Annotated in this window: 14 protein-coding genes and 1 pseudogene; 9 read left to right on the plus strand and 6 right to left on the minus strand. The window is 70.5% G+C overall.

What is annotated here, in order from left to right:
* Nucleotides 1-13: 13 nt before the first annotated feature.
* The 5 genes and pseudogenes from MDN94_RS33225 to MDN94_RS33245 form a co-directional block, all read left to right on the plus strand.
* Nucleotides 14-610, plus strand: a pseudogene (locus tag MDN94_RS33225) (ATP synthase beta subunit C-terminal domain-containing protein); the annotation flags it as partial.
* Nucleotides 611-753: 143 nt separating this feature from the next.
* On the plus strand, nucleotides 754-954 hold the full coding sequence (locus tag MDN94_RS33230) for a V-type ATP synthase subunit D (RefSeq protein ID WP_482729842.1): 201 nt from the start codon (nucleotides 754-756) through the stop codon (nucleotides 952-954).
* Nucleotides 955-1,059: 105 nt separating this feature from the next.
* Nucleotides 1,060-2,118: an iron ABC transporter substrate-binding protein gene (locus MDN94_RS33235; protein WP_482729535.1), complete on the plus strand. Its 1,059-nt coding sequence runs from the start codon at nucleotides 1,060-1,062 to the stop codon at nucleotides 2,116-2,118.
* Between the two features lie 89 nt (nucleotides 2,119-2,207).
* Nucleotides 2,208-3,686 (plus strand): ABC transporter permease, encoded by a 1,479-nt coding sequence (locus MDN94_RS33240; RefSeq protein WP_482729536.1) that lies wholly within the window; start codon nucleotides 2,208-2,210, stop codon nucleotides 3,684-3,686.
* A gap of 1 nt (nucleotide 3,687) precedes the next feature.
* On the plus strand, nucleotides 3,688-4,749 hold the full coding sequence (locus MDN94_RS33245; protein ID WP_482729537.1) for an ABC transporter ATP-binding protein: 1,062 nt from the start codon (nucleotides 3,688-3,690) through the stop codon (nucleotides 4,747-4,749).
* 270 nt (nucleotides 4,750-5,019) lie between these two features.
* Here MDN94_RS33245 and MDN94_RS33250 read toward each other — a convergent pair whose 3' ends face one another.
* The 5 genes from MDN94_RS33250 to MDN94_RS33270 form a co-directional block, all read right to left on the minus strand.
* Nucleotides 5,020-5,679 carry a potassium channel family protein gene (locus MDN94_RS33250; RefSeq protein ID WP_482729538.1) on the minus strand — a complete coding sequence of 220 codons (660 nt, stop codon included), beginning with the start codon at nucleotides 5,677-5,679 and terminating at the stop codon, nucleotides 5,020-5,022.
* The gene (locus MDN94_RS33255) at nucleotides 5,676-6,335 is read right to left on the minus strand and encodes a potassium channel family protein (RefSeq protein WP_482729539.1); all 660 of its coding nucleotides are present in this window, start codon (nucleotides 6,333-6,335) and stop codon (nucleotides 5,676-5,678) included. The genes MDN94_RS33250 and MDN94_RS33255 overlap by 4 nt, the downstream gene beginning before the upstream one ends.
* A complete protein-coding gene (locus MDN94_RS33260; protein WP_482729540.1) occupies nucleotides 6,332-9,163 on the minus strand; it encodes a cation-translocating P-type ATPase in 2,832 nt (943 codons plus the stop codon). Before MDN94_RS33260 ends, MDN94_RS33255 begins: the two co-directional genes overlap by 4 nt.
* Nucleotides 9,164-9,377: 214 nt before the next feature.
* Entirely contained in the window at nucleotides 9,378-10,250 is an 873-nt protein-coding gene (locus MDN94_RS33265; RefSeq protein WP_482729541.1) for a universal stress protein, read from the minus strand.
* Nucleotides 10,251-10,790: 540 nt separating this feature from the next.
* The gene (locus MDN94_RS33270) at nucleotides 10,791-11,108 is read right to left on the minus strand and encodes a WS/DGAT domain-containing protein (protein WP_482729843.1); all 318 of its coding nucleotides are present in this window, start codon (nucleotides 11,106-11,108) and stop codon (nucleotides 10,791-10,793) included.
* Nucleotides 11,109-11,266: 158 nt separating this feature from the next.
* Between MDN94_RS33270 and MDN94_RS33275 the strand changes: the two genes are divergently transcribed.
* The 3 genes from MDN94_RS33275 to MDN94_RS33285 all read left to right on the plus strand — a co-directional run bounded on the left by MDN94_RS33275 (nucleotide 11,267) and on the right by MDN94_RS33285 (nucleotide 12,705).
* On the plus strand, nucleotides 11,267-11,719 hold the full coding sequence (locus tag MDN94_RS33275; RefSeq protein WP_482729542.1) for a DUF6325 family protein: 453 nt from the start codon (nucleotides 11,267-11,269) through the stop codon (nucleotides 11,717-11,719).
* A gap of 34 nt (nucleotides 11,720-11,753) precedes the next feature.
* A complete protein-coding gene (locus MDN94_RS33280) occupies nucleotides 11,754-12,050 on the plus strand; it encodes an SHOCT domain-containing protein (protein ID WP_482729543.1) in 297 nt (98 codons plus the stop codon).
* Nucleotides 12,051-12,201: 151 nt separating this feature from the next.
* Entirely contained in the window at nucleotides 12,202-12,705 is a 504-nt protein-coding gene (locus MDN94_RS33285; RefSeq protein ID WP_482729544.1) for a GNAT family N-acetyltransferase, read from the plus strand.
* 282 nt (nucleotides 12,706-12,987) lie between these two features.
* On the opposite strand, the gene MDN94_RS33290 is transcribed toward MDN94_RS33285, so the two are convergent.
* Entirely contained in the window at nucleotides 12,988-14,784 is a 1,797-nt protein-coding gene (locus MDN94_RS33290; RefSeq protein WP_482729545.1) for a helix-turn-helix domain-containing protein, read from the minus strand.
* 190 nt (nucleotides 14,785-14,974) lie between these two features.
* Between MDN94_RS33290 and MDN94_RS33295 the strand changes: the two genes are divergently transcribed.
* On the plus strand, nucleotides 14,975-15,163 hold the full coding sequence (locus MDN94_RS33295) for a hypothetical protein (RefSeq protein WP_482729546.1): 189 nt from the start codon (nucleotides 14,975-14,977) through the stop codon (nucleotides 15,161-15,163).
* Nucleotides 15,164-15,267: the final 104 nt, after the last annotated feature.

Consider the following 15,267-nt stretch of genomic DNA (forward strand, 5'->3'; position numbering starts at 1 on the left):
CCTCTCCCGGCTGATGCGCAAGGGCGCCGGCCCAGGCCGCACCCGCGACGACCACCTCGACGTCGCGGCCCAGCTGCTTGCCGCACTGGCCGGCGCCCGGCAGGTCCGCGACCTCGCGGACTTGGTCGGCCAAGCGGCGCTGAGCCCCACCGACCGCCGCTACATGGACTACGAGGAGGCGTTCCTGCGGGACTTCGCCGACCAGCGCAGCGACCTGGACACCTCTCTGGAACGCGGCTGGCGGGCCCTGCTCACGCTGCCCCGCAGCCAGCTCTCGATGCTCCCCGCCCGGCTCCTCGGCCCACGGGGCGACGGATGCCCTGGACACGGAGTCGTCCCAATGACACGCACCGGCGCCCGCCGTACGCCGCCCGGCCGTGCGGGGCGACTGCGCCTCCGGCACAGCCTCGACGTCGCCGAGCCCGGAGCGGACCTGCTGGAACAGAAGCTCCGCATCCTCCGCTCCGAACATCAGCGGCTGCTGCACGCGGAGGAAGCAGCAGCCCGCGCCTGGCGGGACCTGCTGCCCGACGCCGAAAACTGGCTGCTGCGGGGGCTGCTCCTGAGCGGAGAACACACCCTCGACTCAGCCGCCGAGGGCATCGGCTCCGCCGAGATCACGAACCACTGGACCGTCTCCATGAAGGTACGCCATCCGGCGGCGGTCTCCACGTCCGTACCCGCCCGTCCGCCCACCGCCGCCGCTCCCACCAACACGGCCCTGTACACGCCGAGGCCGCCTACGGCCGGGCCGTGCGCGCCGCCGCCGAGTACGCGGCCGCCCACGCCGCCGCCGAGCTGGTGGGCGCCGAGGCCATCAGCACCCGGCACCGGGTCCGCGCCCTGCGACGCCACTGGATCCCCCGTCTGCGGGAAGACCTCGCCCGCGCTGACCTGGCCTTGGAGCAAGCAGAACACGAGGACAGCGTCCGGCGCCGCCGAGCTGCCCGGTAGTGATCACCCCTCCTCAAAATGTACAGATTCTCCTATACCTCCTGTAAAGTTAGCCTATCCTAAGTGAGCCCCGCTTCGAGGAGACGGCCAAGGAGTGAGCAGCACATGCATGCAACCCGCCCAAGAGTCGTCACCACGGTCGCCATCGGCAGTCTGCTGACTCTGCTTCTCGCAGGCTGCGGCAGTGGCGGGAGTGAGGGAGCGCAGCTGGCCGGGGAGGCTTCGGACAAGAAGATCACTGTGTACAGCGGGCGAAGCAAGCCTCTGGTCAAGCCGGTGCTGGACGATTTCCAGAAGGCCAGTGGCGTCACGGTCGAGGTGCGTTACGGAGACACGGCGGCGATGGCGGCGCAGCTGCAGGAGGAGGGCAGCCGGACTCCGGCGGATGTGTTCCTCGCGCAGGATGCCGGTGCACTGGGGGCTGTGGCCGGACAGGACCTGTTCGCAGAGCTGCCGGGCGAGGTGCTGGACAAGGTGCCCGCTGCCTACCGGGACGAGGGCGGGGAGTGGGTCGGGGTGACTGGCCGTTCGCGCACCCTGGTCTACAACGTCGACCAGGTCTCCGAGGAGGATCTGCCGGAGTCCGTGTTCGAGCTGACCGAGCCGGAGTGGAAGGGGAAGGTGGGCGTCGCGCCGACCAATGGCTCGTTCCAGGCGTTCATCACGGCGATGAGGGTCGAGCACGGCGAGGAGCGGACCCAAGACTTCCTGGAGGAGCTGAAGGCCAACGACGCCCAGATCAGGGAGGGCAACGCGCCGATCGTCGCCGACGCGGACAGGGGTCGTCTCGCCACAGGGCTGGTCAACCACTACTACGTGTACGAACTGGCCAAGGAGCAGGGCGCCACCGTCGGCGCGCTCAAGGCGAAGAACCACTTCTTCCCGAACGGCGACATCGGGGCCCTGGTCAACGTCTCCGGCGTCGGCGTGCTGAAGGGAGCCGGCGACGATCCCGACGCCCGCGCCTTCCTCGACTACCTGCTGGGCAAGCAGGCACAGACCTCCTTCGCCCAGGAGACATACGAGTACCCGCTCGTGGCCGGTGTGGCCAGTGCGCCTGGCCTGCCGAAGCTGTCCTCCCTGAAGACGCCGGACATCGATCTCAACGACCTGGACGACCTGCAGACCACGATCCAGATGATCAAGGATTCAGGGCTGGCCTGACCATGGCGTCGACGGCCGTCGCGCGCCGCCGGGCAAGGCGAGTGGTACCGCGCCCGGCACTGGCTGCTGCCGCGGTGGCCGGAGTCGGTGTGGCGCTGATCCCGCTGGTCTATCTGGCAGTCCGGGTCGGTGACGCGGGCTGGGCCCGCATCAGTGAGGAACTGTTCACGGCGCGGACCGGGGAACTCGCGGCCCGGAGTGTGGCCCTGGCCGGGGTCGTGACCACGGCGTGCACGGCACTCGGCGTGGCCTCGGCGTTCCTGGTCACGCGCACCGACCTGCCGGCGCGGCGGCTGTTCGGGGTGCTCGCCGCGCTCCCCCTGGCGGTGCCCAGCTATGTGGCGGCGTTCGCGTGGGCCTCCACGGTGGAAGGGTTCGAGGGATTCTGGGCGGCCGCGTTGGTCCTGACGCTGGTGTCGTACCCGTACGTCTTCCTCCCCGTCGCCGCCGCGCTGGCGAGTGCCGACCCCGCGCAGGAGGAGGTGGCCCGGTCACTGGGGAGCGGCCCGTGGCGCACCTTCATCACAGTGACACTGTGCCAGGTTCAGCCCGCAGTGGGAGCGGGGGCGCTCCTGGTGGCGCTCTACGTGCTCTCCGATTTCGGCGCGGTCTCCGTCCTGCGGACGGATGTCTTCACCCGGGCCATCTTCGCCTCGATCAGCCTCGGCTTCGACCGCACCGGCGCCCTGGTGCTGGCGACCGTGCTGGTCGCGCTTACCGTGCTCATCGTCTCGGGCGAGCAGATGACCCGGCGGCGGGCGGCTCGCTACGCCCGCCTCGGCGGCGCGGGCCGCCCACCGGTACTGCTGTGCCTGGGCAGCCTGCGATGGCCTGCCGCATTCGGTCTCGTCGGCACGGGGGCGCTGACGCTCGGCATCCCGGCGGCGAGTCTGGCGCGGTGGTTCGGCGAGGGCGTCTCCCGGCCCGGAACTCTGACCGGGCTGGCCACGGCAGCAGGCAACTCGCTCACCGTCTCCGCCGCCGGTGCGGGCGTGACCCTGTTGCTCGCCCTGCCGCTAGGACTGCTGGGCGCTCGCGCACCCGGCCCTGCCGCCGTCGTCCTGGACCGCCTGGCCTACCTCTCGCACGCACTGCCCGGCCTGGTCATCGGCCTCTCGCTGGTGTTCTTCGGGATCAACGTGGCCGACCCGCTCTACCAGAGCGTCTGGCTGCTAGCCCTCGCCTACGCGGCCCTGTTCCTCCCACTGGCCGTAGCAGCGGTCGGCACCGCCGCGCAGCAGGCTCCGCCGGCGCTGGAGGAGGTGGCCCGCTCGCTCGGCCGCCGCAGATCCCACGTACTGTGCACGGTCACCTTGCCGCTTGCCGCGCCCGGCATCGGCGCCGGGGCGGTCCTGGTCTTCCTCACCTGCATGAAAGAGCTGCCCGCCACGCTGCTGCTGCGCCCGACCGGAATGGACACACTCGCCACCGAATTGTGGACCCAGACATCGGTCTCCGCCTACGCGGCCGCCGCACCCTACGCCGCCCTGCTGGTGCTGCTCGCCGCAGTACCGACCTGGTGGCTCTCGGCCCGCACCGGCGCCCTCGCCCCGTCCGGAGGAAGCTGACATGGCGGAGCTGCGCGTCAGGGCGGTGCACAAGTCCTTCGGCCCGGTGCGGGCGCTGCGCGGGGCGGACCTCACGGTCCACTCTGGGACGCTGACCGCGGTACTCGGACCCTCCGGCAGCGGCAAGACCACGCTGCTGCGCTGCATCGCAGGATTCGAGGCCGTGGACGCCGGGGAGATCCGCCTTGACGGCCAGCGGATCGCCGCCCCCGGCCGCACGGTGCCGCCCGAGCGGCGGCGGATCGCGGTGGTCCCGCAGGAAGGCGCGCTCTTCCCGCATCTCCCGGTGCGCGCCAACGTCGCCTACGGGCTCGACCGGCACAGCCGGCGGACCGGACGGACCGAGGCCGTACTGGCGCTCGTGGGCCTCGCCGGGTTCGAGGACCGGATGCCGCACCAGCTCTCCGGCGGCCAGCAGCAACGCGTCGCCGTGGCCCGGGCACTCGCGTCTCGCCCACCGGTCGTCCTGCTCGACGAGCCCTTCAGTGCCCTGGACGCGGCTCTGCGTGCCGAGGTGCGCCGTGACGTACGCGGGGCCCTGCGCGCCGACGGCGCCACGGCCGTTCTCGTCACCCACGACCAGGCCGAGGCCCTGTCGATCGCGGACGAGATCGCCGTCATGCACGACGGCCTGATCGTGCAGAGCGGACCGCCGGACCTCGTCTACAGTTCCCCCGCCACCCCCTGGGTGGCCGACTTCATCGGCGAAGCCGTCTGGCTGCCCGCCGAGATGACCGGCGACCGGGCCCGTACACCGCTGGGGCTGGTGCCGGTCGTCGCCACCGACGGCTGTCCGCTGGCCGCCCCTGGGCGGGTACTGCTGCGCCCCGAGCAGATCGAGGTCGTCCCGCCCACCACTGCGGCAGTGATCACGGCGACTGTTGTACGCCGTGACTTCCAGGGCCACGACGCCCTGCTCGCCCTGCGGCTGACGGACGGAACACCGGTGCTCGCCCGGATCTTCGACCCGGCCTCGGTACCCCACGCCCTCGGCAGTGATGTCGGCCTACGCGTGCGCGGCGCCGCCCGAGCCTTCCCCGCCCCGCCCTCGGCACCGGAGTGATCCGTCTGCTCCGCCCTCGTCCATGACACCAAGGCGCGGCGGCAGTGCCGTCGGCCCTCGCAGTGACCGCCCCTCCCCAAGGCAGCGAAGCGTGGCCAGGGGAAACCTGGAGGTGAGAGGTGAGGCATCCGCAGTCCGGAACCGACGGAGATCGAGTCGCTGTAATCCGCCACTCCAACGGTGGTCGGCAGCCGGACACCTGACAGCTGGCGGCGCTGGGTTGCCAGGACAGCAGGCGGTGGCCGTTCGGGACTCCGAATCCGGGGTGGTTCACTGGAACGCCGCGTGGATCTCCTGCTCGGTCGCGGAGTGCGAGACGAGGAGGAGTTCGTCCCCGGCCTGAAGCCGAATGGCCGGATCCGGCACAGTGGGCTGACCGTCGCGGACGATCGTGGCGACGACCGTCCCTTCGGGCAGCCGGACGCCACCCAGCGCCCGGCCCACGGCCCTGGACTGTGGCGTGATGACCGTTTCGATGACGTCGACGCCTGCTTTGCTGAGCCGCAGCAGGGCAACCGTGTCCGTGGCCCCGGTGGCCTCCTCGATGAGGGAGATCAGCGGGGTGGCGGCGGGGACGGCGACGTCGACGCCCCAGCGCCCGTCGAACAGCCAGGCGTTGTCGGCGTCGTTCACGCGGGCGGCCACTCGGGGCACCGCGAACTGCCGTTTCGCGAGCAGGCTGATGACGAGGTTGTCCTCGTCGTCCCCGGTGGTGGCGACGACGAGGTCGGCTGTCAGTGCACCGGCGTGTTCCAGGAGGGCTGGTTCGCAGGCGTCTCCCGCGACCAGCCGCACCATTGGGATACGGCTCTCCAACTCGGCCACACGGTCGTCGTCGACGTCGATCAGGGTGACCTCGTTGCGGGCTGCGGAGAGCACCTGAGCGATCTGGGTGCCGAGCCGTCCGGCGCCGGCGATGAGCACGTTCACGTCCCCAGCTCCTTGTCGAGAAAGCCGCGCAGTCTGCCGAGCGCGGTGGCGGCGACGGCGAAGGTGACCAGGTCGCCCGCCTGGACGGGCGTGCTGTGCGCGGGTATCAGTGAACGGCCCCCACGGGTGACCTCGACGACGCGAATCTCACCGTCGATGTCGAACTCGGTCAGCCGCCGCCCGATGAGGTAGTCGGGCAGTTCCGAACGGACGAGCAGGGTCTCTCCGTTGCCGAAGCTGAGTTCGGGGCTCAGGTGGCGGTGCAGCAGCATCTGATGGAGCTGGTGCACGGTCCAGCGGACGCTGGCGATGGTGGGGATGCCTAGTTCGCGGTAGATGTCGGCGCGCCGGGGATCGTAGATGCGGGCGAGGACGATCGGCACCCGGTACGTCTCCTTCGCCGTACGCGCGCTGACGATGTTGCTGTTGTCCCCGGAGGTGACGGCCACGAAGGCGTCCGCGTGCTCGATCCCGGCGGCCGTGAGGACGCCGCGGCTGTAGCCGTTGCCCTCGTGGAAGCGGATGCGGGGGCTGTCGGGCAGCCGCTGGGCCGCCTTGGGACGGCGGTCGACGACAGCCACGTCGTGCCCTTCGGTGGCGAGCAGACCGGCGAGCATGGACCCCACTCGTCCGCAGCCGACGACGATCACCTTCACCGTGGGACTCCTTTCCGGCGGTCCGCGCGGCGGCGCAGCCATGCCTTGCGGGCCTCGTCCGCGATCAGGGGGAGGGTGCCGAGCCCGGCCAGTACCGCCCAGTCGGCGGCGTCGAGCGCGGCGGTGTTGAAGACGGCCTGCAGCAGCGGCACATAGCTGATCGCGGCCATGAGGGCGATACCGAAGCCGCCTGCCGCCAGCAGAGCCGGATTGGACAGCAGCCCCACCTTCAGGACGCTCTCCCGGTCGGTGCGCACCGCGAGCGAGATGAAGAACTGACTGAACACGATCGCACCCTGGGCCAGCGTGACGGCCTCCCGGTAGACGGGATCGTCCTCGGTGAAGTCCTCGAACGGGACGCCGGCGGAATGGATGTGCCAGAAGAACACGGCGCACACGCCCAGCGCCTGGATGCCGCCCAGGAACAGGATCCGTCCCACCCCCGCGGCCGAGAACAGCCGCTCGCGCCGGGAGCGCGGCGGGCGGTCCATCACGTCCGGCTCTGGCCGTTCCGCGCCCAACGCCAGGGCGGGCATCACGTCCGAGCCCAGGTCGATCGCCAGGATCTGCACCGCGCTGATGGGCACCAGCGGAAACCCGGCGAACGTCGCCGCCAGGATCGGGCCGAGTTCGCCGATGTTGCTGCTGAAGACGTAGACCAGGAACTTGCGGATGTTCTGGTAGACGGACCTGCCGAGCCGTACCGCCGTCGCGATGGACGCGAACGAGTCGTCGAGCAGCACCATCGAGGCCGCCTCCCGGGCAACGTCGGTACCCGAGGCCCCCATCGCCACGCCGATGTCCGCGTGCTTGAGCGCCGGGGCGTCGTTCGCACCGTCCCCGGTCACCGCGACCACCTCGCCCCGCCGCTGGAAGGCGTTGACCACCCGCATCTTGTGCTCCGGGCTGACCCGGCACAGCAGCAGCTCGGACGACTCCGCGAGCAGCGTGTCCAGCGCCTCGTCGTCCATCGCGTCGAGCCCGGCACCCGTCACCACCACCGGATCCGACCGCCGTACGATCCCCACCCGGCGGGCTACGGCTTCTCCGGTGAGCGGGTGGTCGCCGGTGACCATGACGATCCGGATGCCGGCCCGTCGGCAGGCGGCGACCGCGTCGGTGACCTCCGGACGCGGCGGGTCCAGCATGCCGACCATGCCGAGCAGCGTGAGCCCGGACTCAGCCTCTTCCTGCGCGGGGCGGGCCCCGTCCAGCTCCCGCCGCGCGACCGCCAGCACCCGCAGCCCCTGCGACGCCAGCGCGTCGCTCGCCGCGACGACCACCGCCCGCTTCTCCTCGGTCAGCGGCCCCCACCGCCCCTCCCACTCCATGCCGGTGCACCGCGCCAGCAACTCCATGGGCGCTCCCTTGACGCACGCCTGGTAGGCCGGGCCGCTCTTGTGCACCGTGGTCATCAGCTTGCGGGTCGAGTCGAAGGGGAACTCCGTCAGCCGCGGCGCCACCGCCTCCTCCGCGCCCAGGTCGAGCCCGGCCTTGGCGGCGACGACGAGCAGCGCTCCCTCGGTGGTGTCGCCGAGCACCCGCCAGTTCTCCCGGCCCCCAGGGCCCTCGGGCGGAACCAGACGGGCGTTGCAACACAGGCCCGCCACCCGCAGCAGCCCACGCACCGCTGCCGCGTCGGCGACCTCACCGCTGGGGGCGTACCCCACACCGCTCACCGGGTGCGTCACACCCCCCGCCCACACCTGGGTGACGGTCATCTCCGCCTGGGTGAGCGTCCCGGTCTTGTCGGTGCACACGACCGTGGTCGACCCGAGCGCCTCAACCGCCAGCAACTGCTTGATCAGGGCGTGGCGGCGCGCCATCCTCCGTACGCCGATCGCCAGTGACACCGAGAGGGTGGCGGGCAGCCCTTCCGGCACCAGCGCCACCATCACCCCCAGCGCGAACACGAACAGGGACACCACGGACTCCCCGGTCGGCAGCCGCACGGCGAACACCAGGGCGCCCATCGCCAGGGCAGCCCCCGCTACCCGTCTGGCCATGTCGGCCACCTGGTGCTGCAGCGGCGTCTTCTGTCGAGGAGCCGCCGCGGCCAGCCTGTAGATCCGCCCGAACTCGGTCGTCGCACCAGTGGCGAACACCACGGCCCGTCCGGACCCCGCGACGACATCGGTCCCCATGAACACGCAGTTGCGGGCCTCCATTGGCGGCCCGGCCGCCACCGGATCGGCCGTACGGCCCGCGGCGTTGCTTTCCCCGGTCAACGGCGCGTTGTTCACCGCGAGTTCGTGCGCCTCGACGACCCGACAGTCCGCCGACACCGCGTCGCCGGCCTCCAGCACCACCACGTCGCCCGGCACCAGCTCCCGCGCCGGCAGCTCCAACCGTTCACCGCCGCGCAGTACCCGGCAGGTGTGGGGCACCATCGCCTCCAGCGCCTGGGCCGTCCGCTCCGCCGAGTACTCCTGGGCGAAGCCGATGGCGGCGTTCAGCACCACGACCCCCAGGATCGCCACCGCCAGCTGCAGGGTCCCCACGTCCCGCGGCTGCTCCAGCGAATACGCCAGGAAGGTGATCCCCGACGCGACGATCAGCACCACGGCGAACAGATCCGTGAACTGCGCCCCCAGCTGCCGCCACACGGCGCGGCGCCCCGCCCGCGGAAGTTCGTTGGCCCCGTACCCCTCCAGCCTGGTCCGTGCCTGCGCCGCCGACAGGCCGCGCCGTGACGTGCCCAGCACGGCAAAAACCTCATCGGCAGCGACTTCCCGTACCGGGGGACGCGCACCGGAACCGGACGCGGCACCGACCGCATCGTCCCTCCCTCCGTCCGGTACCAGCGGGTCCGTACCGGTGCGCATCATCCGATCCCATACAGTGACGAAGTCCTCGTCGCCGGTGGAATCGGCCGGATTGAACGAAGAGCAGTGGATGAGGCTGCCATCGCGGACTCCAGGGAGCTCGGCGGACGTTTCGCCGGTTCGCCGCCCTCGACCGGCGGCGCCTTCTCATGGCGCGACGGGCCGGCCGACGGCACGAGGGTCGTCCGGGGCAGAGGCGCCCAGGCCATTCGTCGCCTCACACCGGGACCGTGATGACCGGGCAGTGGGCCTGGTGCAGCACGCCCTGGCTCACCGAGCCCAGCAGCATGCCCATGAATCCTCCGTGCCCCCGGGTTCCCACGACCAGGCCGAGGGCGTGTTCCGAGGCTTCCGACAGGACCCGCACCGGGTGTCCGCGGACGACCTCGTGGTGCAGCTCCACGTCCGGATGCGACGCGGTGCGGCCCGCGACCGCCTCCCAGAGCACCCGGCGGCACTCCCGCACCGCGGCTTCCTCATCGAGGACACCGAGGAGCGGCGGATGCCACACGTACAGGGCCCGCAGGAGCGCTCCGCGCAGGGCCGCCTCCTCGAAGGCCACATCCACGGCCGCAGCCGAGTGCGGGCTGCCGTCGACGCCGACAACGAGGTACGGGGGCTCCTCGGTGATGTGCTCCGGCTCCGGTACGACCACCACCGGGCAGGGAGCGTGGGCGGAGAGCGGGAGCGCCACAGAGGCGGAAGTGAACATCTCGCGCCGTCTGCTCAGGTGCCAGGAGCCCACCACGACCAGTGCGGCGCTCCGCGCCTCCTCACGCAGTACCCAGGCCGGCTCCCCTTCCGCCAGCAGTGTCGACACCTCCACCGCCGGACGCCGGGACTCGACGAAGGCGACCGCCTCCTTGAGCACCTGGTCACCCAGGCCGTGCAGCGCCCGGTTCCACTCCTCCCAGGACGGCCGTACCTCCCCCGACCGGTATCCGCGGGTCGGCACGCCCTGGGCATGGACAAGCCGCAGCGGCAGGGCACGCCGATCCGCTTCGTCGGCGGCCCAGGCGAGCGCCAGCCGCCTCGAGGGATCGGGGTCGACGCCCACCACGATCGGCCGACGCCCGTCCGCACCAGTCATGGCACCCCCAAGAGGTCTCCACGCCGCCGTCCGTTCTCTGTCCTCCCAGCGTGACCCCAGCCGTCGAGCGCCGCCACGCCACGGCTTCCCCCATCCCCGGCCACTGTTCCTCGCGCCTCCCCACATGCAGGGCGTTGCCTGCCGGTGGAGGCTGGACGTGCGTCACCGAGCCGTCCGCGGCGGACTGCTGCCCGGTGGGGGATCAGCGACCCGGCCGCCCCGCCCGGCCGGGTCAGGGATACAGGGCGGGCCGAGCGGCTCCCCAATCAGCCTCATGGCCCCTGGCCTGGGTGGGCGGCTGCGCCGAGGCTGGAAGCTGACAGAGGAGGCGCGTGCTGGTTGTCAGGGATGGGAGAGTGAGCAGTGAGTGATCCGGTGATCGTCGGGGTGGATGGGTCGGCCTCCAGCCTCGAAGCCCGCGTTTGGGTGCCGGTCGGACCGGCCCAACAGGCATCGGCGCGTACAAGCCAGACCGCAGGAGGGCGCGATGCGGCTGCCGGTCGGTGCGACCGGGGCACTCGTTTTCCGGGACGTGTGCGATCAGAACCGGTCCAGCGCCTGCGACATCCCGGCGGCGAAGATGTCCAGGTCCGGGACGGTGTCCGCGTCGCCGACCAACGAGAAGTTGAGCTGCCCGGCGTAGGAGATCACTCCGACGCTGATTGGCACGTTTCCCTGTACCACCCCCAGCTGGAACAGCTCCCGGATCCGGGAGCCCGCAAGACTCACGGGCATGGGCGGGCCGGGAAAGTTGCTCCCGCACCAACAACGGCTGGGTGAGCCTTCCCATGGGCTGGTCTGGTAAGGAGGCAGCCGTTTGCGTGACGTGCGGCCGGCGATGTGGCAGGCGTCCAGCAGGACGGTGCCCGCCTCGCCGCAAGGAGAGTGGTGGCCAGGGCCGTCCCAAAGGTGCGTGCCAGGTCCTGCGGTGTTGGAATGGAAGGTGGCATTGCGCGCGGTTGCGGGCGCGGCTGCCGCACCATCGGAGGCGAGAAGCCGCCAGACGAGGAGTCGGTATGAGCGACGACGAACTCTCCGAGATGGGCCCTGTCGATTACCTGATCCTTGAGTTCCCGGGCAATCGCATGACCGGCGAAGGCCTGCCCCTGCTGCTCGAACTCGTCGAGCGGCGCATCATCCGCATCCTCGACCTGTCCTTCGTCCGAAAAGAGGCAGACGGTTCGGTCAGAGCGCTCAGGCTCACCGACATGGACGGCGACGGAGAACTCGACCTGGCCGTGTTCGAGGGCGCCTCCTCGGGCCTGCTCGGTGAGGACGACCTCCAGGAGGCCGCCGCCGTCCTTGAACCCGGCAACTCGGCGGGCGTCATCGTGTACGAGAACGTGTGGGCCGCGCCGCTGGCAGCGGCTCTGCGCCGCAGCGGAGCACGGATGGTGGCCAACGGAAGGATCCCGCCCGAGGACCTCATGGCGGCTCTGGAGGCCGTCGAGGCCGGATCCGCCTCCTGACGGCCGACGCCTGCCCGACAACAAGGAACCTGTCATGCCTGGTCTACTTCGCGGGGTCGCCCGCACCGCAGTCATCTCCGGTACCGCCACCGCCGTCTCCAACCGCGTCTCGCGCCGCCAGGCCGGCCGATGGGCGCAACAGGACTACGGGCAGACCGCCGCGGCGTCGCGCGAGGCCTACAGCGCTCCGGCACCCGCACCTGCACCTGCACCTGCAGTGCCGATGGACACCAAGATTTCGCAGTTGAAGGAGCTCGCTCAGCTCAAGGAGCAAGGCGTGCTCTCCGAGGCCGAGTTCGCGGCACAGAAGAGCCGCATCCTCGAGCTCTGAAGCCGTTGCCATACCGATCACGGAGTCCGTCGATCGAACGGGAGTCTCGATCGGTTGATCGCGGGCCCTGCCCGGCATGAGAGCAGGGCTTGGCGGTACGAGGAGAATTCGGGGGAGCGGACGGACGCGCGCGCTGCTACGGTCGGGCGCCATGAGCTGGCTTCCCGATGACTTCGTCCACCCCGTCCTGGTACCGCTGCCGGACAGTGGTCATCACCTGCGGCCGATCCGGGAGGCGGACACCCCGCTCGACTATCCGGCTGTGATGGGTTCGCGCGAGCGGCTGTGGACCATCTTCGGCCCGGCCTGGGGCTGGCCCGCGCCCACCATGACCTACGAGGCTGACCAGGCCGACCTGTTGCGGCACGAGAAGGAGATCGCCGCACACCAATCCTTCAACTACGCGCTGTTCGACGCGGCGGAGACAGCTCTGCTCGGCTGCGTCTACATCGACCCACCGGAGAGGGCCGGCGCCGACGGCGAGATCTCCTGGTGGGTGGTGGACGAGCTGGTGGGCAGCAAGGTCGAGCAAGCCCTCGACGCGCTGGTGCCGCAGTGGATCTCCGCCGTCTGGCCGTTCGAGCAGCCGCGCTTCCTCGGCCGCGAGATCTCCTGGTCGGACTGGCTCGCCCTGCCGGAACATCCCGACGCGTAAGCAGCCGTGTCGTAATGCTCTTGGGACTCGGTGATCGAACAGACGCCTCGAAAGACATAGGGGCACCCCCACCACCCCGGGCGCTGCGCCGTCGGATGCCGGCAGCGGTGGAGGACCGTGGTCGGCGCCCGCCGCTTTGAACGCCGAGCAGTCCATGCACCGGCGTCCCGCGGAGGTCCGCGCGGGCACCATCAGCCGGCAGAACCCGGTACGGCAGCCGCCGATGTGAGGCCTGTCCTGCTGCCGGAACCGGCGATTGCCCTCGAGCAGGTACCCGTCGGATCAGGCGCTGGACAACGGATCCGAAGCCGAAGGCTGCACAGTCGCGCCTTTAGGTGTGTAGATCTCCAACTGCACGCTGCCGGACGTGCCGCCCCTCCAATAGGCCTTGAACTGTGCCTGCCGCATGGAGGCCATCTCCTTGGGCAGCAGCCGTGCCAGGTCCTGGGACATGTCGGAGGCCAACGGGAGGGACTCCGTCGGCGAGCTCGTGAAAATGAGCACCATGACAGGCTGTCGGCCATTCAGCGCCGCATTGATGCGGGGAATCTGTCCGCGAAGGTCTGCCGTGCGTTGTGCCGCGCCGTCTGCCGACGTCCAAAGCCTCATGGACAGCGTCATGGTGATGGGCGTGGGTGACAGCGGGGCCGTGGCCATGGGAGGAGAGGCGTGGGGGGTGACGGAAGCAGACGGTTTCGCCACGGGCCCGTCCTTGCCGTCGTCGTCGGTCGGTGCCGCGAATGTGCTCAGCGCCAAGCCTGCCGTGAGTGAGATCACGGCGGCGGCCACGCCTTGGGCCACTGGCCTGCGTCGGCGTCGCAGTCGGGCGACCACACTTGTCGGCGCTTCGGAAGCAGGTCGGTGACCGGCAGCGGTCCGAATCTCTCCGAGTGCGGCGGCGGAGATCATGTCCTCTCGGACAAGCGTGTCGTTCCACGCCCGCAGCTGCGCGCCGAGCTCGTCCTCGGCCAGGGCAGCCCCGAACTCGACGAATCGCGCGATCAGGTGAAGGGGTTCGTCGACGGTCCTGCCACTGAGGTCGTCGAGCAGGCGGCGCGCGTCGCCGCCGTACGGAAGATCCAGGTGGGGCAGGGAGGCGGCTGCGGCCTGGGCGACGGCGCCCTCGGAGAGCTGGTCCAGTAACCCCTCAAGGAGCCCCGATCGCGGGATCGGGAAGTGGGCGAGGCGGTGCTCCGCCTGATCGAGGATCTCGTTGTCCTCCACCCCGATTGCCGCCGCCCGGTCGAGTGCTCTGGCCATGTCGGCTGCGGCCGGAGAGTCGCCGAGGGACGCCACGGCTGGAGGCAGCGAAACAGAAACGGTCCGTGGTTCGTCGGCGATGCCCCCATCGGGGTCGGCCCCGCCCGCGCCGAGGCGCTCCAGCTCACCTCTGAGGCGCTCGACTTCGGCCTGCGAGCGGCGGAGCAGGGCTTCGGCCCGCTGTTGTCGCTGCTGCGCGTGCTGCAATTCCTCGCGGGTGCGCATTTCCTGGTCACAGGCGAGGTCCAGCCTCTCCTGGACCTCGGCGATCGAGGCCGCCCGGCTGCCGAGGAGGCCGTCCCGTTCCTGAGTGAGTGTGTTGATGCGCTGGTTCTGGACCTGGAGCATGGCCGACAGGACGAAGACGATCTTCTCCGACCTGGTAAGGGCCTCGCGTAACTCGTTTCGCTGGTCGAGTGTTTGTGTCAGCTGCTCGTAGGTCTGAAGGTGCCTGGCCTGCACAGCGGCAACTTCGGCCGCCACTTCCGGCGAAAGCGGAGGGGACGCCTGCCGCGGGGCACGTGCGGCGGCCAGGAGTGTCTCGGCCCGTCGGCAATGCGTCTCGCGCGTCCGCGCGTCCTTGGTCGCGGTCGCCGCGAGCAGCGCGTCGACGAAGGCTTCGTCCGGTAGGACCTTCGCGCCGAGGATGCGGCTGATCTGCGACCGGGAATACGGCATCCTGCCTTCCAGCGACCGAAGATTGGCGCCGCTGGCGGTCACCCGCTCGCGGAGGAACTGCGCCAGCCGGGCGGCCTCCTCGGTGATGTCCGCGTCGGCATCGAGGTCACTCCACGGTCGGCCACGCTGCGTGTTCGCCAAGAATCGTCCCCCATCCCCCTGACCCGCCCTCGGTCGCGATCGGGACAACACCGGGACAACCAGGGCTTGTCCCGACCTTAGCGGCGAGGACGTGACCGCGCCGCATGGACAACACAACAGCAGGCACGCTCCTGACAGTTCCATTGCTCACTGAGCCGGTACATCAGTCGGACCGAAACGGAGAAGGAACATGAGTCAGACGCAGCACGGCACAGTCGCGGCTGGACATGCCTGGCACCTTCAGCTGAACTGCACGGGCCTTGAGGTCAGCGCGGGGCGGCACCTGCGGATGCGTGTATCGCTCGCGCTGCTGACCTGGGGCGTCAGCGTGAGCGGCCTGGCCGCGACAGCGAGCCACTGGATTCGCTTCCTGCCGTGAACGCGGTGCCGAAACGGCCATGCAGGAGCACCAACGCGGCGGCGACCGGGCCCGCAGGTGCAAGACCACATTACGAGCAGACGTCGATCAGACGAACCCTGATC

The sequence above is a fragment of the Streptomyces sp. WAC00040 genome (assembly GCF_056835925.1).

Bases quoted from the DNA above. Each gene is read 5' to 3' on its own strand.
- MDN94_RS33235 (WP_482729535.1), top strand. From the start codon at position 1,060: ATGCATGCAACCCGCCCAAGAGTCGTCACCACGGTCGCCATCGGCAGT.
- MDN94_RS33245 (WP_482729537.1), top strand. From the start codon at position 3,688: ATGGCGGAGCTGCGCGTCAGGGCGGTGCACAAGTCCTTCGGCCCGGTG.
- MDN94_RS33260 (WP_482729540.1), bottom strand. From the start codon at position 9,163: ATGATGCGCACCGGTACGGACCCGCTGGTACCGGACGGAGGGAGGGAC.
- MDN94_RS33265 (WP_482729541.1), bottom strand. From the start codon at position 10,250: ATGACTGGTGCGGACGGGCGTCGGCCGATCGTGGTGGGCGTCGACCCC.
- MDN94_RS33275 (WP_482729542.1), top strand. From the start codon at position 11,267: ATGAGCGACGACGAACTCTCCGAGATGGGCCCTGTCGATTACCTGATC.
- MDN94_RS33280 (WP_482729543.1), top strand. From the start codon at position 11,754: ATGCCTGGTCTACTTCGCGGGGTCGCCCGCACCGCAGTCATCTCCGGT.
- MDN94_RS33285 (WP_482729544.1), top strand. From the start codon at position 12,202: ATGAGCTGGCTTCCCGATGACTTCGTCCACCCCGTCCTGGTACCGCTG.
- MDN94_RS33295 (WP_482729546.1), top strand. From the start codon at position 14,975: ATGAGTCAGACGCAGCACGGCACAGTCGCGGCTGGACATGCCTGGCAC.